Origin of the sequence: Nocardiopsis sp. YSL2, from assembly GCF_030555055.1 — a bacterium.
Taxonomy (GTDB): domain Bacteria; phylum Actinomycetota; class Actinomycetes; order Streptosporangiales; family Streptosporangiaceae; genus Nocardiopsis.
The window spans coordinates 17,429-33,994 of the sequence record NZ_JAMOAO010000002.1 but is presented as its reverse complement, the minus strand read 5'-3'; the positions used below and the strand labels follow the sequence as shown (position 1 = coordinate 33,994).

At 69.8% G+C, this 16,566-nt stretch carries 30 protein-coding genes; 15 read left to right on the top strand and 15 right to left on the bottom strand.

All coding sequences use genetic code 11. The annotated features are described in order from the left end of the window. From M1P99_RS27855 to M1P99_RS27825, 7 genes are all read right to left on the bottom strand, one after another. Positions 1-345 (bottom strand): hypothetical protein, encoded by a 345-nt coding sequence (locus M1P99_RS27855; protein WP_304455903.1) that lies wholly within the window; start codon positions 343-345, stop codon positions 1-3. Next, positions 342-545, bottom strand: a complete 204-nt coding sequence (locus M1P99_RS27850; protein ID WP_304455902.1) for a hypothetical protein — start codon at positions 543-545, stop codon at positions 342-344. The genes M1P99_RS27855 and M1P99_RS27850 overlap by 4 nt, the downstream gene beginning before the upstream one ends. Further along, positions 542-694: a hypothetical protein gene (locus tag M1P99_RS27845; RefSeq protein WP_304455901.1), complete on the bottom strand. Its 153-nt coding sequence runs from the start codon at positions 692-694 to the stop codon at positions 542-544. Before M1P99_RS27845 ends, M1P99_RS27850 begins: the two co-directional genes overlap by 4 nt. Beyond that, on the bottom strand, positions 687-1,151 hold the full coding sequence (locus tag M1P99_RS27840; protein ID WP_304455900.1) for a hypothetical protein: 465 nt from the start codon (positions 1,149-1,151) through the stop codon (positions 687-689). Before M1P99_RS27840 ends, M1P99_RS27845 begins: the two co-directional genes overlap by 8 nt. A gap of 72 nt (positions 1,152-1,223) precedes the next feature. Beyond that, on the bottom strand, positions 1,224-1,439 hold the full coding sequence (locus tag M1P99_RS27835) for a BldC family transcriptional regulator (protein ID WP_304455899.1): 216 nt from the start codon (positions 1,437-1,439) through the stop codon (positions 1,224-1,226). A gap of 30 nt (positions 1,440-1,469) precedes the next feature. Next, positions 1,470-1,784: a helix-turn-helix domain-containing protein gene (locus M1P99_RS27830; protein WP_304455898.1), complete on the bottom strand. Its 315-nt coding sequence runs from the start codon at positions 1,782-1,784 to the stop codon at positions 1,470-1,472. Continuing rightward, on the bottom strand, positions 1,781-2,026 hold the full coding sequence (locus tag M1P99_RS27825) for a helix-turn-helix transcriptional regulator (RefSeq protein ID WP_304455897.1): 246 nt from the start codon (positions 2,024-2,026) through the stop codon (positions 1,781-1,783). The genes M1P99_RS27830 and M1P99_RS27825 overlap by 4 nt, the downstream gene beginning before the upstream one ends. Before the next feature lie 152 nt (positions 2,027-2,178). Between M1P99_RS27825 and M1P99_RS27820 the strand changes: the two genes are divergently transcribed. The 6 genes from M1P99_RS27820 to M1P99_RS27795 all read left to right on the top strand — a co-directional run bounded on the left by M1P99_RS27820 (position 2,179) and on the right by M1P99_RS27795 (position 6,441). Further along, complete coding sequence (locus M1P99_RS27820) at positions 2,179-2,733, top strand: hypothetical protein (RefSeq protein ID WP_304455896.1); 555 nt, start codon at positions 2,179-2,181, stop codon at positions 2,731-2,733. 226 nt (positions 2,734-2,959) lie between these two features. Continuing rightward, complete coding sequence (locus tag M1P99_RS27815; protein ID WP_304455895.1) at positions 2,960-3,268, top strand: hypothetical protein; 309 nt, start codon at positions 2,960-2,962, stop codon at positions 3,266-3,268. Further along, positions 3,265-3,603, top strand: coding sequence for a hypothetical protein (locus tag M1P99_RS27810; RefSeq protein WP_304455894.1), 339 nt, complete (start codon positions 3,265-3,267; stop codon positions 3,601-3,603). Before M1P99_RS27815 ends, M1P99_RS27810 begins: the two co-directional genes overlap by 4 nt. An 88-nt stretch (positions 3,604-3,691) precedes the next feature. Next, on the top strand, positions 3,692-5,464 hold the full coding sequence (locus M1P99_RS27805) for a hypothetical protein (protein WP_304455893.1): 1,773 nt from the start codon (positions 3,692-3,694) through the stop codon (positions 5,462-5,464). Positions 5,465-5,782: 318 nt separating this feature from the next. Continuing rightward, entirely contained in the window at positions 5,783-6,100 is a 318-nt protein-coding gene (locus tag M1P99_RS27800; protein ID WP_304455892.1) for a hypothetical protein, read from the top strand. 137 nt (positions 6,101-6,237) lie between these two features. Further along, positions 6,238-6,441: a DUF397 domain-containing protein gene (locus M1P99_RS27795; RefSeq protein ID WP_304455891.1), complete on the top strand. Its 204-nt coding sequence runs from the start codon at positions 6,238-6,240 to the stop codon at positions 6,439-6,441. A 69-nt stretch (positions 6,442-6,510) separates the two neighbouring features. Here M1P99_RS27795 and M1P99_RS27790 read toward each other — a convergent pair whose 3' ends face one another. From M1P99_RS27790 to M1P99_RS27780, 3 genes are all read right to left on the bottom strand, one after another. Further along, a complete protein-coding gene (locus M1P99_RS27790; RefSeq protein WP_304455890.1) occupies positions 6,511-7,269 on the bottom strand; it encodes a PP2C family serine/threonine-protein phosphatase in 759 nt (252 codons plus the stop codon). A 222-nt stretch (positions 7,270-7,491) separates the two neighbouring features. Next, positions 7,492-7,707, bottom strand: a complete 216-nt coding sequence (locus M1P99_RS27785; protein WP_304455889.1) for a DUF397 domain-containing protein — start codon at positions 7,705-7,707, stop codon at positions 7,492-7,494. 12 nt (positions 7,708-7,719) lie between these two features. Beyond that, complete coding sequence (locus tag M1P99_RS27780; protein ID WP_304455888.1) at positions 7,720-8,571, bottom strand: helix-turn-helix transcriptional regulator; 852 nt, start codon at positions 8,569-8,571, stop codon at positions 7,720-7,722. A 195-nt stretch (positions 8,572-8,766) separates the two neighbouring features. Between M1P99_RS27780 and M1P99_RS27775 the strand changes: the two genes are divergently transcribed. From M1P99_RS27775 to M1P99_RS27755, 5 genes are read left to right on the top strand one after another with little or no spacing between them, the layout of a single operon-like run. Continuing rightward, the gene (locus M1P99_RS27775) at positions 8,767-9,051 is read left to right on the top strand and encodes a hypothetical protein (RefSeq protein ID WP_304455887.1); all 285 of its coding nucleotides are present in this window, start codon (positions 8,767-8,769) and stop codon (positions 9,049-9,051) included. Then, positions 9,048-9,218, top strand: coding sequence for a hypothetical protein (locus M1P99_RS27770; RefSeq protein ID WP_304455886.1), 171 nt, complete (start codon positions 9,048-9,050; stop codon positions 9,216-9,218). The genes M1P99_RS27775 and M1P99_RS27770 overlap by 4 nt, the downstream gene beginning before the upstream one ends. Beyond that, positions 9,218-9,445, top strand: coding sequence for a hypothetical protein (locus M1P99_RS27765; RefSeq protein WP_304455885.1), 228 nt, complete (start codon positions 9,218-9,220; stop codon positions 9,443-9,445). Before M1P99_RS27770 ends, M1P99_RS27765 begins: the two co-directional genes overlap by 1 nt. Continuing rightward, a complete protein-coding gene (locus M1P99_RS27760; protein WP_304455884.1) occupies positions 9,442-9,714 on the top strand; it encodes a hypothetical protein in 273 nt (90 codons plus the stop codon). The genes M1P99_RS27765 and M1P99_RS27760 overlap by 4 nt, the downstream gene beginning before the upstream one ends. 5 nt (positions 9,715-9,719) lie before the next feature. After that, positions 9,720-9,983: a hypothetical protein gene (locus tag M1P99_RS27755; RefSeq protein WP_304455981.1), complete on the top strand. Its 264-nt coding sequence runs from the start codon at positions 9,720-9,722 to the stop codon at positions 9,981-9,983. A 71-nt stretch (positions 9,984-10,054) separates the two neighbouring features. Here M1P99_RS27755 and M1P99_RS27750 read toward each other — a convergent pair whose 3' ends face one another. Then, positions 10,055-11,257, bottom strand: a complete 1,203-nt coding sequence (locus tag M1P99_RS27750) for an IS110 family transposase (protein ID WP_304450835.1) — start codon at positions 11,255-11,257, stop codon at positions 10,055-10,057. 206 nt (positions 11,258-11,463) lie between these two features. Here M1P99_RS27750 and M1P99_RS27745 point away from each other — a divergent pair, with 206 nt between their 5' ends. From M1P99_RS27745 to M1P99_RS27730, 4 genes are all read left to right on the top strand, one after another. After that, the gene (locus M1P99_RS27745) at positions 11,464-11,811 is read left to right on the top strand and encodes a hypothetical protein (protein ID WP_304455883.1); all 348 of its coding nucleotides are present in this window, start codon (positions 11,464-11,466) and stop codon (positions 11,809-11,811) included. Positions 11,812-12,116: 305 nt separating this feature from the next. Then, entirely contained in the window at positions 12,117-12,941 is an 825-nt protein-coding gene (locus M1P99_RS27740) for a hypothetical protein (protein WP_304455882.1), read from the top strand. A gap of 68 nt (positions 12,942-13,009) precedes the next feature. Further along, positions 13,010-13,135: a hypothetical protein gene (locus M1P99_RS27735; protein WP_304455881.1), complete on the top strand. Its 126-nt coding sequence runs from the start codon at positions 13,010-13,012 to the stop codon at positions 13,133-13,135. Positions 13,136-13,152: 17 nt separating this feature from the next. Further along, a complete protein-coding gene (locus tag M1P99_RS27730) occupies positions 13,153-13,539 on the top strand; it encodes a hypothetical protein (RefSeq protein ID WP_304455880.1) in 387 nt (128 codons plus the stop codon). Between the two features lie 12 nt (positions 13,540-13,551). Here M1P99_RS27730 and M1P99_RS27725 read toward each other — a convergent pair whose 3' ends face one another. The 4 genes from M1P99_RS27725 to M1P99_RS27710 all read right to left on the bottom strand — a co-directional run bounded on the left by M1P99_RS27725 (position 13,552) and on the right by M1P99_RS27710 (position 16,533). After that, positions 13,552-13,833 (bottom strand): hypothetical protein, encoded by a 282-nt coding sequence (locus M1P99_RS27725; RefSeq protein WP_304455879.1) that lies wholly within the window; start codon positions 13,831-13,833, stop codon positions 13,552-13,554. 273 nt (positions 13,834-14,106) lie between these two features. Next, the gene (locus tag M1P99_RS27720; protein ID WP_304455660.1) at positions 14,107-15,243 is read right to left on the bottom strand and encodes an IS30 family transposase; all 1,137 of its coding nucleotides are present in this window, start codon (positions 15,241-15,243) and stop codon (positions 14,107-14,109) included. Between the two features lie 536 nt (positions 15,244-15,779). Next, positions 15,780-16,028, bottom strand: coding sequence for a hypothetical protein (locus tag M1P99_RS27715; RefSeq protein ID WP_304455878.1), 249 nt, complete (start codon positions 16,026-16,028; stop codon positions 15,780-15,782). Beyond that, a complete protein-coding gene (locus M1P99_RS27710) occupies positions 16,012-16,533 on the bottom strand; it encodes a hypothetical protein (RefSeq protein WP_304455877.1) in 522 nt (173 codons plus the stop codon). The genes M1P99_RS27715 and M1P99_RS27710 overlap by 17 nt, the downstream gene beginning before the upstream one ends. Between the last annotated feature and the right edge of the window lie 33 nt (positions 16,534-16,566).

The following is a 16,566-nucleotide window of genomic DNA, read 5'->3' as shown; positions in this document are numbered from 1 at the left end:
TCACCGGTCCCCGGCGCGGCGGATCCGCCGCAGGTAGTCGGTACGGATCCAGGAGGTCCAGGTCACCCCGGCCTCGGTGAAGCTGACGTGTACCGCGATGCCCCAGCCGGGACGGCGGGCGTCCCCGCCAGCGGCGGTGGCGGACGGCAGGATCGACCACGCGGCGTCCTCGTCGGCGCCCGTGGTGCCGCACGGCACCCGGGCTGCGGTGTCGCGGGTGATGACGCCGCGCATGCCGGTGGCGGTGTGGACGACGTGCGAGGCGATCGGCCAGCGGGCGCGCGCGATGGCGACCCTGTCGGCGATCTCGGCCTCGCGTGAACGCAGGCGTGTGGTGGTGGTCATCGGGTCCCCCCGTGGTTGGCGACGGACACCCCGACCCCGGCGGCGGCTGGGTTCAGGCGCACCCAGGCGTGGGAGTCGTCGGTGGTCGTGTAGCGGATGAGGAGGCGTCCGTCGTGCTCGATGGCCTCGACGACGCCGGTGATGTGGGCGTCGACCTGGTCGCCGACTGCGGCGTCCGGGGCGTGGGTGTGGTGGATCACGAGACGGCCTCCTCAATCAGATCGAGGACGGCGTCCGTCTCATCGAGGACGGTGCGGGCGTGGTCGTCGACTTCGGCCGGGACGGGCGCCGGGGCGGTGTCGGGCTCGATACGGCGCGGCCGGGGTCGCACGTGGATGCGCTCAGCCATCGGACTTCGCCCCCTTAGGGGTCCGGTCGACGTGAGCCCAGATGCGGACGTCCACGCCGCCGGAGCTGGCGTTGGCCTCCACCTGGGTCCACCTGTCGTCCCGGCTGCGCTTCTCGGTCACCTCGCAGCCGAGCAGCTTCCCCCAGGCGGCGACGCCAGCACGGCGCCGCTCGTCGTCGGCTTCGGCGTAGATCTGGCCGTCGGTCTTTTCCGGGGTGTGGTCGCTGACGTGCCAGTCGACGGTGGGCATGTCCGGGTGGGAGGCCACCAGGCTCGCGATGGCGGCCAGGGTGCGCGCCTGCCGCTGGGAGACGGTCATCTCCTGCGGGGCGGCCGGGGCGGGGATCGTCGGTGCGGGAGCGAGGAGCTTTTCCAGCTCCGCTCCGGCCTGCACGACCAACTGGTGTGCGGCGCGCACGGTATCGGCGCGGGGGGTGTGGGTTACGCTGCTGTCCATGGGCCCTGTCTCCTGGGTTGGGGCCTGCGCCCCCGACCGGGTCAGCTCCGGCGGGGGCCTTTCTGTGTGCCGCTACTTGGCGGTGGTGTTGTGGCGGTTGAGCAGGTCGTGGACCTGGTCGGCGAAGTAGCGCCGGTGGCCGCCCGGGGTGCGGACGGAGTCGAGCCGTCCCGCCTTCGCCCAGCGGGTGACGGTCTTGGGGTCGACCCGGAACAGCGCGGCGACTTCGTGCGGCGCGAGCAGTCGGGCGGGTTCGTCGGTGGTGACGATGCGGATCTGTGTGGCCATGGCCCTCTCCTGGTGGGGCCGGGCCGCCGGTCACCCGGCGGCGGGGATGGTGAGGCGTCGTCGCGGCCGCAGCGGGGTGGCTCCCGGAGTGGTCGGCGGCGGGGTGGCGGCGGTGGGCCGCTTCTTGCGGGGCCCCGTCGCGCGGGCGGGCGGCGACGGTTCGGCCTCGGGGTGCTCAGCGGTGATGCGGATGATCTCGGCGAGGTCCTCGTCGGTGAACCGGTACTCGCCGGAGAGCTTGTGGAACGGGATCACCCGGTGCTTCGCCTTGTCCTTGAGCCAGGACTCCCGGCACTGGAGGATCTCGGCGGCCTGGGCTGGGGTGTACACCGTGGGGAGGCTCATCGGCTGGCCTCCGGTATGTCCTCGTCGGACTGGTGGGTCTCGGCCAGCAGGCTCTCGTCGGTGACGCTGAGGGTGTCCTTGAGGCGCTTGTAGAGCGCCGCGCTGGGGCGTCGGTCGCCCCACTCCAGCCGGTACATGTGCAGTGCCGTGACACCCATCTCCTGCGCGAGCGCGGGGACGGAGTACCCAGCGAGCTTGCGGTGGCGCTCCAGTGATGCTCTGTGGAGCTTGAGGTCTGTCATAGCTCAATAGTGAGCCTATGGTGAGTCTAGGTCAAGGTCCTACCGGCGGGTAACTTCAAGGAAAAGTCTATCTACATCGAGATTTAAGGTAAGCTTGACCTAACTAGATCAGATATAGACTCAACCTAGATCTAGTCCGCTATTCTGAGGCCATGCCTTCACCCGACTTCAGCTACCTCGCGGACGCCATGGACCGGCGCCGCGAGGAGCGAGATCTCAAAGTGGAAGAGGTGATCCAGCGTGCCCGCATCTCAACGCAGACGTACTATGACCTGCGCAAAGGCAAGGGCTACCCGAGGCGCAAGACGCGAGATGGCCTCGAATACGCGCTGAGCTGGGAGCCCGGCAGCGTCCGGGACGCCCTCGCCGGCAAGCCACCCCGCCCCCTCGCCAGAGAGCCGGACCCCACGCCGGCCACAACGACCCAGACCCTCCCCCAGGCCATCGCCCCCGCGATGCAGCCCGCCCCCCTCGGCCGAATCGCCGGCGAACCCCCATGCATGCCCAACGAGACCCTGGAGTGGCGGCCGTGGCCGATCCAGTCCGGCCGGCTCCACTACACCCTCAAGATCGTCTTCGTCCCCCCCACAGACGAAGACGATGGCGACTGGGAACAGACCTCCATGCCCGTCCCGGACGGCGTTCCGCGCGAGAAGGTTGTGGCCGAAATGCGCGACCACATCATGCGCATGCGTTTCGGAGGGTGATCGGATGACTGCTGTTTGCGCAGGTCAATTGCCCCAATTTTACTTTTCGCCCATCCGAACACCTGTCTAATGTGACCTGCGCCACATACAATGGTGCGACCTTCCCCGGCCATATCGGTTCGGACGAAAGGTCGCGATGGCTGCGTCCTCCCCAAGCGCAGACGTGACGGTCCCGCCCGCCGTCTACGTCCGCCCAGCGTCACTGTCCCTGTCCGCCCAAGCCGCTGTGACCGAGCGCCACGACGCCGTCTGCATCGACCTGCAGCGCGGCGCCTGGCCGGTCGACATCGTTGAGGAGGTGATCTACCAGGCTTCCGACGTTGTGCTGAAAGCCTGGGTCAACAGCTTCGGCGTGTGGGTGCCTGTCTCCCTTGTCCGGAGGGATCCCTGGACGTACCTCGGTCACCTGCGTGAGGTACGGGTCACTGACGCGCACGTCCCCGAGGCGCTGCGCGATCCCCGGTACACCTACGGCCAGCCACCCGCCTTCAGCCTCATCCGCACTACATCAGCGGCACGAGGGGGTCGCGCATGAGCGCCCTCCACTCCAGCACAGACGTGACGGTCCCGCCCACCGTCTACGTCCGCCCAGCATCACTACCCCTGTCCGCCCAAGCCGCTGTGACCGAGCGCCACGACGCGGTGTGCGTCGACCTGCAGCGCGGGGCCTGGCCGACGGAGTTCGTCCCGGAGGCCATGGCCCAGTGCTCGGATCCGGTCCTCACGGTCTGGATCAGGTCCTTCGGCATCTGGGTCCCGGTCCGTATCTTCCGCGCCGACCCCTGGCGCTACCTGCATCCGATCCGGTACATGCGCGCCGTCGGCCTGGTCATACCTCCGGAGCTGCGCGACCCGACCCACCAGTACTGATCAACCAACCGGCCCGAGCCGGACCACCATGAGACACGCCCCCCTCCAACGGAGGGGGGCGCTCTACTACCCCCAGGAGGAGAGGCCCATGGCCTACGCCGACCCGCGCAGGTCCAAGAAGGACGGCGCGTATTTCAGGGTCTTCTACCAGCAGGCGGACGGCAGCTACACCAGCGTCAGCCGAAACCCCGACACCGGCGAGCGCTTCCGATCCGAGACGGCCGCCGTGAAGTGGGGCCGTGAGAAGGAAGCGAAGATCCGCGCCGGCCTCGACGAGGAGTCAGCGCCGTCCGTCGTGGAGGCTGCCCGACGGGCCCGTGCCAGCAGCGGCGAGACCACACTCGGAGAGCTGGCCGGCCAGTGGTTCGTCCGACTGGAGCAAGCAGAGATCCCGCTCGCCGTCTCCACCATGTCCGGGTACCGCCGCAACCTGGAGCTGCACATCCTCCCGTACCGGCCTGCCGACGCCACCCGCGACTGGTACGACACCCCCGTCATCGACATCACCGAGGACGAGGTCATCGCGTGGCGGTCGGACCTGCGCGCCAGCGGGTACTCGGAGGGCAGCATCGGCGGGTACAACGGCGTCCTGTACTCGATCATGTCCGACGCGGTCGAGCAGGGGATCATCAGCCGGAACCCGGTGGCGCGCAAGCGCAACCGCGGGGCCCGTTCGGCTGCCGGTGCTCGCCGCGGCGGCCGCCGCGGCCCGGAGAGGGCCGCCATCGACCCGCTCGGTGCGCTGCTCCACGCCGAGCGCATGGCGCTGTTGGTCGGCCGCGACGACGAGTTCGTTCTCGGCATCACGAAGTGCTACACAGGGCTGCGGTCGGGCGAGCTGTTCGGGCTGGAGCGCGAGTACGTGCGGCCTGGCATGATCCGGGTCGAGCACCAGCTCTTCGAGCACGAGGGGGAGTGGCACCGGCAGCCACCGAAGGAGAACTCCTATCGGGACGTGCACATCCCGCCGTTCCTGGAGGACCTCCTTGCTCGGCAGATGGACGCGACCCGCGCCAGGCGCACGGCGGTGTGCTCGTGTCGCCGGCCCGCGCGGGTGCACCGTTACCTCGCCGCGGCGCTCAAGCGCCGGGGGGAGTGGGGCGAGGCGATGGAGGAGCGGCTTCTGGCGGCCTCCGAGCTCGGCGAGGTGATCGACGACGCCGAGCTCCTTGACCGGTTCGCGGACCGGTTCGTGCTCCGGCCGAAGGCGGCCCCGCACGCGGGCGGTGTGCACGTCTTCCCCGGTCGGTGGAAGCCGCACCACGACCGGGCCACTTTCAAGACGGCCATCTTCGAGGCGGCGGCCACCGGCCGCTTCCCCTCGCAGAGCAAGGCGGCGAAGGCCGAGTGGGGGCCGACCCGGCCCGTGCCGCTGAGCGGCGGAGCCTGGCCGGGCGTGCCCATCCTGGGCCGGTCCCGGTGGAAGGAACCGGAGGCGTCCTGGCTGCCCATCGCCCCGGGCCTGACGCCCCACGGCCAGCGGCACTCGCACATCCACTGGATGGACGAGGACGGCATCCCCGAGGTGCTCAAGCACGAGCGCGTCGGACACTCGATGGGCGGGATCTCCGCCGTCTACCGCCAGGTCACCCAGCCCATGGTCGACCAGCTCATGGAGGCGCTCGTCCGGCGGTGGGAGGAGTCCCTGCGCCAGCGCGCCGCCATGCACCCGCGCTCGCCGGTGTCCGTCCTCGACACCCTGCTGGAGCCGTACCGGACCCCGTACTCCGGCGTCGTCCCGCTGGACGGCCTCCTGCGCAAGTACGGGGCGGCCGAGCCCGAGCCCGAGATTTTATCCCAAAAGTCTCCCAAAAACACGGTCGTGGCACTCCGACCGAGGCAGAGCCGCAAAGCGTCCTAGCAGGTCAAGCAGCATCTTCACGGAAGATCGGACAGGCATCGAGAACACTCACGTGATGAACGTGGAAGGATTCGGCCAGGCTGCGTGAATGGCTCCGTTCCAGGTCAGGCATGGTGACCGTCGTGGGCTGGCGGGGTCTGGCGGGGCCTGGAGGGGTCTGCCGTCTCCCAAAAATCTCCCAACTCTGCGCCCTCCGGGTCCGCCCGGAGGGCGCCCTCATGTCCGAATCGCCCACCCGGACCGGGGCTGCGGCGTAGGATCTGGCCACGGCACCCGCTCCGCCGCCCACCCCCTGCACCCTCTCAGGAAGAGGCCGCGATGAAGACCCCCCTGCTCGTGCTCACCGCCTTGGCCACCGCGGCGACCGGATGCGGCAGCAGCGAACCCACCCCCGAAGGGATGGTGCTCGATGCCGAGGTGATGTGTGAGGAGTTCGTCGAGCGCGAGCTGGACACGCCCGTGGAGTTCTCCGACAGCGAGGCCGCGGTCGCCGACGCCGAGACGTGGACCTACGAGGCCACCGGCACGGCCGACTACGAGGACAGTTCCGGGCCGGCACGCACGTCCTACACGTGCACGCTGTCCACCGACTCCAGCGGCGAGGAGTGGACCCTGGAGGACCTCACGATGGAGTGAGCGCGCCGAGGAGCGGACCTACCCCGAGCCGCGCGGCAGAACCAGACCTGACCGGGTTCGGCCGGATTCCCTGATAGAAGGCGCACGCCGGGTTACGGTCAGGTGCGGGGTCAAGACGAACGAAGAGAGACACCACAGTGGACAAGACGTTCCCCGATTGCGTCGCCTGGCGCACCTCCTCCCGAAGCATGGACAACCCCATCCGGAAGAACTGCGTCGAGGTCGGCGCCGGCGCGGGTGCTCCCCGCGTGTTCATCCGCGACTCGCAGAACCGTGGGGATGGCGCCCTCGCCCTGGAGCGCCGTGAGATGACGGCTCTGCTCCGCGCGGTCGTCGCCTAGGTCGAGGTCGGCACTTCTGCAGCAGTGCGCCCCGGGGGCCAGTGGCTCCCGGGGCGTCGTTGTGCGGCGTCAGACCAGGCGGGCGAGCAGGATGCTGATGTTGTCCTTGCCGCCGGCCTCCATGGCGGCCTGCCACAGGGCGTAGACGGCGGCCTCGTCGCTGCCCGCCTCGGCGATGATCTTCTCCATGTCCCCATGGCGCACCAGGTCGGAGAGGCCGTCGCTGCACATCAGCCAGGCGGCGCCGATGCCCGCGTCATCGCGCCCGACGTGCGGGACCATCCGGCCCTTGGCGCTGCCGCCGAGCGACTGGGTGATGAAGTTGGTGGTGGCGGGGCGTCCGTCCTCCGAGGGGGGCAGGGGAGGCGAGTCGTCCTCGGAGAGCTGGATGAGGCTGCGCCCGTCCAGCCGGTAGGTCCGCGAGTCGCCGACGTTGAACCAGAAGATGCCCTCGCCGCTGAGCAGCACACCAGCGACCGTGGTCCCCATCCCGGTGAACTCGTCGAAGTGCTGGGCGTGCTCCTGCAGCTCCTCATCGACATTGACCAGGAGCTGGGTGATGTCCTCGGCGCCCTGCAGACGCGGCCTCTCCTCGGACATCCGCTGCACCAAGTGCTCGGAGGCGATCTCACCGGCGGCCTGGCCCCCGATCCCGTCGGCCACCCCCAAGATGATGGGCTCACTGGTCGAAAGGATGAGACGGGCTGGCAGGGTCATGTCCGCGCTCGCGCAGACCGACCCCATGACCAGGGCGTCCTCGTTGGCGGGGCGGACGGCGCCCCGGTGCGTGAGAGCCGTGACGATGACTTCTCCACCAGCGACGCCCATTGGTGGCCTTCCTCTCGCGTTCACTCGGTCCTGCGACCATACCGAGTCGTGCGCACGAGGGGGTAGCTCGGCTGGATGTGGCCACCCGTGGCCGTTTCCGTCTCGGGGCGTTCGTGACCGTTCGTGTGCTGTTCGGCGTAGGCGTCGGGCTGTAGAGTGGGAGCGTTCTGGTACACGAACAGGCCCCGGTTTGGTCACCGGGGCCTTTCGTGTTTGTCGGGTCTACAGGCTGGCGTGCTTGGCGGTGGACAGGAAGGCGGTCCACTCGGTCGAGCTGGCGATGGTGATGTGCCCGAGTTCGCGGTGCTGGGTGTCGCGCACAGCGGCCCCGGCGGGCAGGTCGGCGACCTCGACGCAGTCGTTCTGGGTCGCGCTGTAGCTGGACTTGCGGAAGGCCAGCTGCTGGTGCTGGTCGGTCTCGTTCTGGTTCTGGTACACGTTGGCTTCCTACTACTCGTACTTCTTGATGATCTGACCCATCAGGTCAGCACTGGCGTCCGGGTGAAGTGCCATCACTCGGATCTCGTCCCAGGCGCTGCGATGCACCTGGACTTCTTCGTCCTCCTCCAGGTAGAGGCCATCCGTCCGCGTCTCGATGTAGGCGATGGACGGATCCAGCGGGTTCGCGAAGTCCAGGATGGTGAAGCTGCCCGCGACGCCGGGATGCAGCCCCACGTCCAGGGGGAGGATCTGGATCTTGATGTGGTCGGCGGTCTCGACGTGCCTGATCAGACGGGCGATCTGATCGCGCATCACCTGCTTGTCACCTGCAGGGCGGTGAAGGACAGACTCGTCGAGGACACACCAGAGCTTGGGTGGGTCGTCCTGGTCCAGAATCTCCTGACGTTCCATTCTGGCCTGCACCACCCGGTCGATGGTCTCAGGTGAACGGGACCTGCCGATCCGGGTGGAAGCCGCGGCGTACTCGGGGGTCTGGAGCAGGCCGTGGACCACCATGGACTGATAGGTGTTCACTCCAGACGCCTCGGCCTCGAAGCCGACGTACGCGTCGGTGAACACGTCGCCGAAGCGCGTCCACCAGCCCTTCTCCCGTGACTGCCGGGCAAGGAGCACCAGGCCCTCGGTGACCTCAGGCGAGGCCTTGTAGAGCTGGGCCAGGGCCCGGATGATCACCGGGTCCGGCCGCCTCCACTTGTTCTGCTCCATGTTGGTCAGACGACCCCGTGACCAGCCCAGGTTGTCGCCGACCTGCTGAGCCGTCAGAGCAGCCTCTTCGCGCAATCTTCTCAATTCGGCCGAGAGGCGGCGGCGCCTCACGGTGGGGCTGTACCGGTCCGCCACAGCGCGCGCTCCCTTGCTCTTCCTGGTCTTTCGTCGTCCAGTGCCGATGGTAGATCACCCGATTCGCGAAACTTTTGAGGGTCGGATCAGAGCAATCCTAATCTTTGTATTGAAAGTTTGGGGGATCAGCGTCACTATAGGTTCACCAGAACTCACGCGGGCCGACCACCCGCACCTGATCAGAGGAGTCGCCTCGTGCGATACCTGACCTACTTCGCCCTGTTGACGCAGCGGCTCGCCCGCGCCGGCGCCGCCGAACTCCGCCGGCGCCGCGACCGCGACCGCTCCGAGCCCGGACCCGCGCCGGACTCCGGCCCCGTCCGCCTCATCCTGCCGAGCATGACGACCGGACGCCGCGCGCCGAACCTGCCGCCGCTGTCCCACACCGACCGCGCCCTGGCTGCCGCACAGCGCCGCGGCCTCGTCGTCCTGGCCGAGATCGGCCACCAGACGAGCGAGCGCGAGGTGACGGCGGCATGAGCACGATGACTCAGCGGCCTCGCCGCCCCCGCCGCAGCAGCAGAGTCCGCACCTACGCGCCGACCGAGATGCCCGGGAGTGTGACCGTCCCCGAGGACCTCTTCATGGCCGTGACGAACGGCGCCATCAGCCTGTACCGCGCGGCCATGGCGGTGAGGCTCCGATGATGAACATCGACTTGGTCGCCTTGCTCGGCACCGCCCGCGATGCGCTCCACGTGCTCCCGGCGAAGACCCCGGGCGGGCAGCAGCGTCGCAACGAGCTGGTGGCCGAACGCGCGGAGGCCGTCCGGGAAGCACTCGCCTACGCCGTCATCACGGAGGACCTGGCAGGGGCCGTCGAAATGGTCGAAGCCGCCACCAAGGAGCACCCCAGGGAGGCGAAGACCCGATGAGCGACCACATCTCCCCCGAGGCGGCGGAGCTGATCGACACGATCATCGCGGCCTTCACCCTGCCGCCAGCCGCCCCGGACGACTGGGAAGCCCGCGACGGGCTGCTCTCCGAGCGCGCGCTCTACGTCCGAGGAGTCCTCGGGTCAGCAGCCGCGCCAAGCGCCACGCTCACCGGCCTCGCGTCCGCGCTCCGGCAGATCGACACCGCACCGCTATGCATCGTCGACTACGAGATCGCCCGCACCGAAGACCAGGCGGTGACCCCGTGACGACGATGACCACCAAGGCCCAGCGGCGCCGGACGCATGTGCGCACCGTCGTCGAGGTGCACGAGGTCGCTGACATGGCCGACCTGCGGCAGTGGGCTTCGGCCCACGGCGCGAAGGTGCGCTACCTCGGGCCGACCCGGGACCACCAGGAGCTCTACGGCGCCCGGAGGGGGCCCCAGATCCGCGTCTGCCGCACCGAGTGGGAGGGCGCACGGCGCCACCCGTTCTCGTGGAAATCCCCGCTGGAGCACCTGCCGCCCGCCACCTGAACCGCCGCGCGCCGGGCCGTCCCCTTGACCCCGGCGCGCGGCCCCAACCCCCTGGAGTCTCAATGAAGTTGTCAAGCCGCCAGCGGGACCGGTGGGACGGGGGTGAACACCCGCCCGTCCCGCAACAAAGCCCACAGCACGCTCACCCTGCGCCGGGCCAGAGCGATCACCGCCTGGACGTGCTTGAGCCCCTCGCCCCGCTTCTTCTGATAGAACTCCCGGCTGGGCCCCTCGACCTTGAGCGCCGAGAGCGCGGACATGAAGAACACCCTGCGCAAAGCCCGGTTGTAGCGTTTGGGCCGGTGCAGATTACCGGTCCGTCTCCCGGAGTCCCGGGCCACCGGCACCAACCCGGCAGCCGAAGCCAGGTGCCCGGCGTCCCGGTAGGCGGTCAGGTCACCGGCGGCGGCGATGAACTCCGCCCCCAGGACGGGACCGAACCCGGGCACCGACTCGATGATCTTCGCGGCGTCCAGTTCGCGGAAGACCTCGCGAATCTGCTTCTCGGTGTCCTTGAGCCGGTCGTCCAGGTCCAAGACCTGGCGGGCCAAGTCCGCCACGATCGACGCGGTCACGGCCTCGCCGGGCACCTGCGTGCGCTGGGAAGCGGCCGCTTCCATCGCCTTGTCAGCGATCGACTCGGCGCTGCGCACACCCCGCTTGCGCAGCCAGGTCCCCAACCGTGCCCGGCCGATCTTGCGCAGAGCGCGAGGGGTCTGGAATCCGGTGAGCAGCACCAGCGGCCCCTTGGCGCCGGAGTAGTCGAAGGCGCGCTCCAAAGCGGGGAAGATCGAGCACAAAGCGTCGCGCAGCCGGTTGACGGCCCGCACCCGGTCGGCTGTCAGGTCGTTGCGGTAGCCGGTCAGCACGGCCAGGGACCGCACGGTCTCGGCGGGCACGTCGATGGGCGCGAAGTCGCAGCGGTGGCGCACCGTTTCGGCGATGACATAGGCGTCGCGGGCGTCGGTCTTGGCCTCGCCCCGGTAGGCGCCGGCCATCCGGTTGACGGTGCGTCCGGGCACGTACAGGGGTTGTTGGCCGTGCGCGGCCAGCAGCGCGAGCAGCAGAGCCGAGGCGGTGCCGCAGATGTCGATGCCCCACACGGCCTCGTCGGCCAGGGCCAGGATCTCGACGAGGGCGTCCAGGATCGAGTTCTCGTCGTTGGCGATCTTGCTCGACCACAGGGTGGTGCCGGTGTCGTCGACCACGGTGGCCCAGTGGTGGGCCTTGCCCGCGTCGATGCCGACCCAGACTCGTTGACGCGAGGGTTCCATCCGCTCCTCCAGGCGTTCGACGTCATGCCGTCGGCCCGTGGAACACCCCGTCGTCATCTCCGTAAACAGCGACTCGTGCGCAGATCTCAATCAGCGATCGGAGCGCCCCGGAGGGACGGGCGGCCACTCCTGGCAAGCCACTGAAGGCAAGCCCCCATCAGCCACACCCGGCCCTCCCGGGCCACTTAACAACTTACGGAGCCCCCATGCGTACCGCAGACGAATGCCCCCGCTGGTGCGAGGCAGACCACCTCGACGACCTGGGCCGGAAAGGACTGCGCCACCTCGCGCTCCTCCTCGACCTCGACGAGCGCATCGCGATCTGGGTGACCCGGTCCGATACCTGGGTCGGCCACGTCGGGCCAGAGCGCGTCGAGGTCGCCGTGACCAGGCGCGATGACTCCAAGCGTCACATCTACTGGGACGCCTCGACAGCGCGCGCGACCGCAGACCTGATGGAGCTCATCGGGGCGGACCAGATCAGCCAGGCCCTCCGGCGCGGCGCTGACCTCATCGGAACCAGCCCAACAGAACGCGTGCCTCAGGCACGCTAGAAGCTCCCGTGCCCAGGCAAGGCGGCCCTTTGGGGAAGGTACTGCTGCCGAGCCGGGGCACGGGCAGCCGCCCCGCACAGCGGGGCGGCGGGGGCCGCAGGAGCGATCCTGCGGCCCCTCCTTCCAGCTCCCGCACGATCCGATGACCCCGTGGTCGTGCGGGCGGCCGCACGGAGCGGCCGGGGGCCGCAGGATCCGTCCTGCGGCCCCTCCTCATTCTCTCGGACGCAGAAGGGCCCGGCCGGTGTGTCCTCACCGACCAGACCCGCGTCCGCCTCCAACAGCTCAGAACCCTGGAGACGAACGTGCCCAACACCGTACCCGCCCCTGCCCCCAGCCGCGGGGGCCCGACGATCACCATCAGCGGATCCCTGGCCATCGCCGTGGGCCTGGCCGCCGTCAGCTACGCCCACCTCCTGGAGGCAGTGATGGCCGGCGGCGCCGACCTGTGGGAGGCCATCATCATCGCGGGCACCGTGGACTCCCTGATCCTCATGGCGATCTGCACGATCGCCGACGCGCGCCGCCGCGGCGTCCCCGTGCCCGCTGTCGCTGTCGTCGCCCTCCTGGCGGGGATTGTCGCGACGACAGCCGCCAACCTGTACAGCGGTGTCGCGCACGGGTGGCTCGGTGTCGCCATCTCCCTGTGGGTGCCCGTCGCGGCACTGTTGGCGGAGCAGCTCGTGGCGTGGCTGTTCCGCCAGGGCCGGACGACATCGGCCGCCACCGAGGCGACACAGGCGACCGACAGCGACACTGCGTCAGGCGACACCCAGCCTTCGGCGCCGGACGACTCACGGCCGCCCACACGCCGCGACACGACACGACCGCCGAGCCGCCACGACGACGGACGTGTCGGCGACATCGCGCAGGTCGTCAGCCTCGGGCAGCTCTCGGACCGCGACCGGCAGGTGCTGGCCCTCATCGAGGAGCAGCCGGACATCACCGGTGTGGAGGTGGGCGAGCGTCTGGGCGTTCATGCCCGCACGGGCCAGCGGGCGCTGACCCGTGCGCAGGCGCTCGCCCGAAAGGCCGCGGAGCAGGCGACAGCGGCACCCGACACGGCGACACCGACGGTGTCGTGCGACACGACAGCCGACACGGACGGTCGTGTCGCAGCGGCCACCTGACTGTCGCCGTCCGCGTACCCGGCCTGTGGATAACCGCTCGGGCGACACGGGCTGGGTACGTCCACTGCATGGACGACCTGACTCCCGAAGACCGCGAGCTGCGCGCCTGGCTCGCCGAGCTCCTCGACGACACCGGCTCCACCGGCGCGCACCTCATTGCCGAGGCGCTCGGGCTCGATCCCGATGAACTCTGACCTGCGACAATGGCGGCGTGTCCCATCTTCCTTCGCCGCCCAGTCCCCGCGTGACCGGCTACCCGCGCCGTGCTGCGGCGTGGGTGTGCCTGCTGGTGGACACCACGCTGCTGCGCGCGTGCCCCGCGCTGGCGGCATACCCGCGGGCCGCCGGCCGCGTGGCGTGGGCGACGACGCGCGCGGTCGTCTCGGCCCGCGGCCTGGGCGAGACCGACGCGGTGCTGTCGATGAGCTCGGTCATCTCCCCCGAGCTCCTCGAAGGGTGGTTGCCCGAGGAGGACATCGCTGTCCTCCGCGGCCTGCAGCTGGACATCCGCGAGGTGCCGGACGAGGACGAGTTGAAGCAGCGGCTGATCCTGCTTCGGGAGGCCGGCCCCCGCCTGCCGCGGTACTTCCAGGACTGACCGCGCGCAGCGTCAGCCTCGGGGCCGGCCTCCGCCGGCGCCCTTCCCCGGCCGGGACCGCGCCCAGGCGTCGATGGTGTCGGGGAGCCACACCGGCGACCGGCCGTAGACCTCGTCCGGCGGCGGGAAGTCGCCGGGGCGTGGGGCGCCGTCGCGGCGCCGCTTGACGGCGTGGCGGTGGTAGCCCTCGACGGTCGCCGCCGAGAGCGGACCGCCGTCGCGGCCGGTGATCTTGTGGTGCTCCGCCAGATACCCAGGAAGGTCGGAGAGCGCTAGATACGTTGGCACGTTCACCGTGCCTACGTTACACGTAGGTGCGCGTGCGTCGATAGACGCGCGCGCCCGCCGGGCCGGGATAGCGTCGCGACGGCACCCCGGGACGCACCGAAGGAGGGTGTGCCATGGACGACGCCCACCGGAGCCTGACGTGCCCGAGCCGTGCGTCCGCGCATCGGCCGCAGGCGGTATCGGCCCACCTCGGAGCGCTCGGCGGCGAGCACCCCACTGAGCCGACACGAAGAAGCCCCCGGCGAAGGCGAATTCGAGGGGTCGTCGCAACACAGCTGATCAACTGGCCACGGCCAGGAGCTTAGCCAAACGCTCGGCTGGGGTCTCCCAGCCGAGCGTCTTGCGTGGGCGGGAGTTCAGTTCGGCAGCGACCTCCTTCAGGCGCTCACGGCCGTGCGCGGCCAGGTCAGTGCCCTTGGGGAAGTACTGCCGCAGCAGCCCGTTCGTGTTCTCGTTCGACCCCCGCTGCCAAGGGCTGGAAGGGTCGCAGAAGTAGACCGGCATGCCGGTGGCCATCGAGAACTCGTGGTGCAGCCCCATCTCCGAACCCTGGTCCCAGGTCAGTGACCTGCGCAGATGCTCGGGCAGGGTCGAGACGGTCTCGACCAGGGCGTCACGGACGCTCATCGTGTCGCGCGTTCCGGGCAGGTGGACGAGCATCACGTAGCGGCTGGACCGCTCGACCAGCGTGCCGATCGCCGAACCGTTCTCCTTGCCCACGATCAGATCGCCCTCCCAGTGCCCGGGAACCGCCCGGTCAGCGACCTCGGGCGGGCGCTCGCTGATCATGACCATCGGGTACGGGAAGCGCGGCGTGCGCTGGTCTGGGCGGCGGCGAGGCCGACGCAGGGTGCGGCCGGTGCGCAGCGCCTTGGCCAGCTCGCGGCGCAGCTCGCCGCGGCCCTGGACGTAGAGCGCCTGGTAGATCGTCTCGTGGCACACGTGCATCTCCGCTTGGTCGGGGAAGCTCAGCCTCAGGTGGTGGCTGATCTGCTCCGGACTCCACTTCATGCCCAGGCGGTGCTGGATGATCTCGCGCAGGAGCGGGTTGGCTCCGATCTTGCCGCCCTTGGGGCGGGCCCGCCGGGCTCGCGCTCGGGCGTGTGCGGCGTGGGGGCGGTAGTCGTGGTTGCCGGGGTGGCGGTTGCGGCGGATCTCCCGGCTGATCGTGGAGGGATTCCGGCCCAGCTCGGCGGCGATGGTGCGCACGGACGCCTTCTCACGCCACCGGTCAGCGATGTGGATGCGTTCGTCTTCGCCCAGGTAGCGGCCGGATCGGACCTCGATCTTGCGTGTGAAGCCGGGACCGGTCGAGGTCGCCGGTGCGTCCTTCGCCGGCAGCCTCGACCGCTTCCTACGGCCCTCGGGGCGCCCGTAGCGCCACTCCCGTCCGGTGCGTGGGTTGACGCCCACCATCCGGCTCGCCTGCGTGTTGCTGTAGCCCTGTTCCACCAGGGCAAGGTAGCGCTCACGCTCGATCAGGAGCTTCTTGCGCCCCTGTGGTTTCCGGCTCTCGCGGATCTCGAAGTCGTCCACCGCACCCCTTCAGAGATGGGGTGTTGCAACGACCTCTAGAACTCAAGGAAGCCGGGGGCTGATGAGGGCTCAGTGGATCAGGTGCTCGACGACGAGCACAGCGACGAGGTGGTAGCCGATACCGGCCAGGCAGATGTGCAGCACGGTGAGGGCTCGGCTGGCGATGGTGGGCTTCTTGTCGTCCATGGTGCGACCTCCGTAGGAGCGGAGCGGGTGTGACGGAGCAAGCGGCCATCCCGGCACAAGGGCGCGCGCAACCCGGCCCGACGAAGGAGGGCCGGGTCCCTGCTCTGTTCGCGTCCGCGCCTCGCGCATGGCGACGCCCCGGGGGGTTGTCACACCCGGTCCCCGGGGCGTCTGTCCCGCCAGCGGCGCGGGGAGGTCGCAACCATCGCGCGCGCGGCGGGGGTCTCATTCTACGAGCGCGTCCGCGCCTCGTAGAGGTCTGCGAGGCGTCCGATGTCGGCCGCCTCGGTCGCGCCGACGATCGAGCACGCGGCGCACAGCGCCCTGGTGCGTTCCATCGCCGCTGTCACGCCGGGGCCCCACCGGGTCACGTCAGTGTCCGGCCAGGACTCGCCCCGCTCAGCGAGGATCCCCACGACTACGCCCCACTCCTGCAGCGCCAGATCGGTCATGCGGGCGCGCTCATTCGCCGTACTCACGGATTCTCTCCTTGCTCGTGTCGTGGTGGGTGTCGCCCTCGTCGTCCTGCACCGCGTGGAAGTCGATCCACGTCCGCGCGGCGTCGGCCTCTCCGGCGGCCTCCAGCAGGATGGCCAAGGCCTTGACCTCCTCGCACTGGAGTTTGGGCCCGATCTCGTCGGCCATGTCTCCGGCTGCCCAGACGGTGGTGAACAGCGCCAGCGCCTTGCGCAGGGTCGGCGCCAGGGCGTCGGCCGGGTCCGGGGCGGGGTGCGAGTCGTCGCGTAGGTGGAAGTGCCGGTCGTCCTCCTCGTCGGAGCGCGCGTGCTCGACGAGCCACATCCTGGCGCCCTCGGAGTCGCCGAAGACGGCCAGCGTCTCCGCGAGCGAGTCGGCTTCCGAGCAGGTCAGGGCCGGGCCGACCTTGGCCGCCAGGTCGGCGTGCGACCAGAAGTAGGGGAAGTTGTCGACGGTGTCCTCGTCCACCAGGGCCACGCGCGGGGCGCGTGCGTAGTCGATTTCCATCAGTGAGTCCTTCCTGTGGGCGGCGGGGCCGGG

Coding starts and splice junctions, on each gene's coding strand:
- M1P99_RS27855 (WP_304455903.1), bottom strand. CDS start 345: ATGACCACCACCACACGCCTGCGTTCACGCGAGGCCGAGATCGCCGAC.
- M1P99_RS27800 (WP_304455892.1), top strand. CDS start 5,783: ATGAAGACCCCCCTGCTCGTGCTCACCGCCTTGGCCACCGCGGCGACC.
- M1P99_RS27770 (WP_304455886.1), top strand. CDS start 9,048: ATGAGCACGATGACTCAGCGGCCTCGCCGCCCCCGCCGCAGCAGCAGA.
- M1P99_RS27755 (WP_304455981.1), top strand. CDS start 9,720: ATGACCACCAAGGCCCAGCGGCGCCGGACGCATGTGCGCACCGTCGTC.
- M1P99_RS27745 (WP_304455883.1), top strand. CDS start 11,464: ATGCGTACCGCAGACGAATGCCCCCGCTGGTGCGAGGCAGACCACCTC.
- M1P99_RS27805 (WP_304455893.1), top strand. CDS start 3,692: ATGGCCTACGCCGACCCGCGCAGGTCCAAGAAGGACGGCGCGTATTTC.
- M1P99_RS27760 (WP_304455884.1), top strand. CDS start 9,442: ATGAGCGACCACATCTCCCCCGAGGCGGCGGAGCTGATCGACACGATC.
- M1P99_RS27810 (WP_304455894.1), top strand. CDS start 3,265: ATGAGCGCCCTCCACTCCAGCACAGACGTGACGGTCCCGCCCACCGTC.
- M1P99_RS27845 (WP_304455901.1), bottom strand. CDS start 694: ATGGCTGAGCGCATCCACGTGCGACCCCGGCCGCGCCGTATCGAGCCC.
- M1P99_RS27710 (WP_304455877.1), bottom strand. CDS start 16,533: ATGGAAATCGACTACGCACGCGCCCCGCGCGTGGCCCTGGTGGACGAG.
- M1P99_RS27840 (WP_304455900.1), bottom strand. CDS start 1,151: ATGGACAGCAGCGTAACCCACACCCCCCGCGCCGATACCGTGCGCGCC.
- M1P99_RS27765 (WP_304455885.1), top strand. CDS start 9,218: ATGAACATCGACTTGGTCGCCTTGCTCGGCACCGCCCGCGATGCGCTC.
- M1P99_RS27750 (WP_304450835.1), bottom strand. CDS start 11,257: ATGGAACCCTCGCGTCAACGAGTCTGGGTCGGCATCGACGCGGGCAAG.
- M1P99_RS27720 (WP_304455660.1), bottom strand. CDS start 15,243: ATGGTGGGCGTCAACCCACGCACCGGACGGGAGTGGCGCTACGGGCGC.
- M1P99_RS27830 (WP_304455898.1), bottom strand. CDS start 1,784: ATGAGCCTCCCCACGGTGTACACCCCAGCCCAGGCCGCCGAGATCCTC.
- M1P99_RS27835 (WP_304455899.1), bottom strand. CDS start 1,439: ATGGCCACACAGATCCGCATCGTCACCACCGACGAACCCGCCCGACTG.
- M1P99_RS27825 (WP_304455897.1), bottom strand. CDS start 2,026: ATGACAGACCTCAAGCTCCACAGAGCATCACTGGAGCGCCACCGCAAG.
- M1P99_RS27790 (WP_304455890.1), bottom strand. CDS start 7,269: ATGGGCGTCGCTGGTGGAGAAGTCATCGTCACGGCTCTCACGCACCGG.
- M1P99_RS27820 (WP_304455896.1), top strand. CDS start 2,179: ATGCCTTCACCCGACTTCAGCTACCTCGCGGACGCCATGGACCGGCGC.
- M1P99_RS27735 (WP_304455881.1), top strand. CDS start 13,010: ATGGACGACCTGACTCCCGAAGACCGCGAGCTGCGCGCCTGGCTCGCC.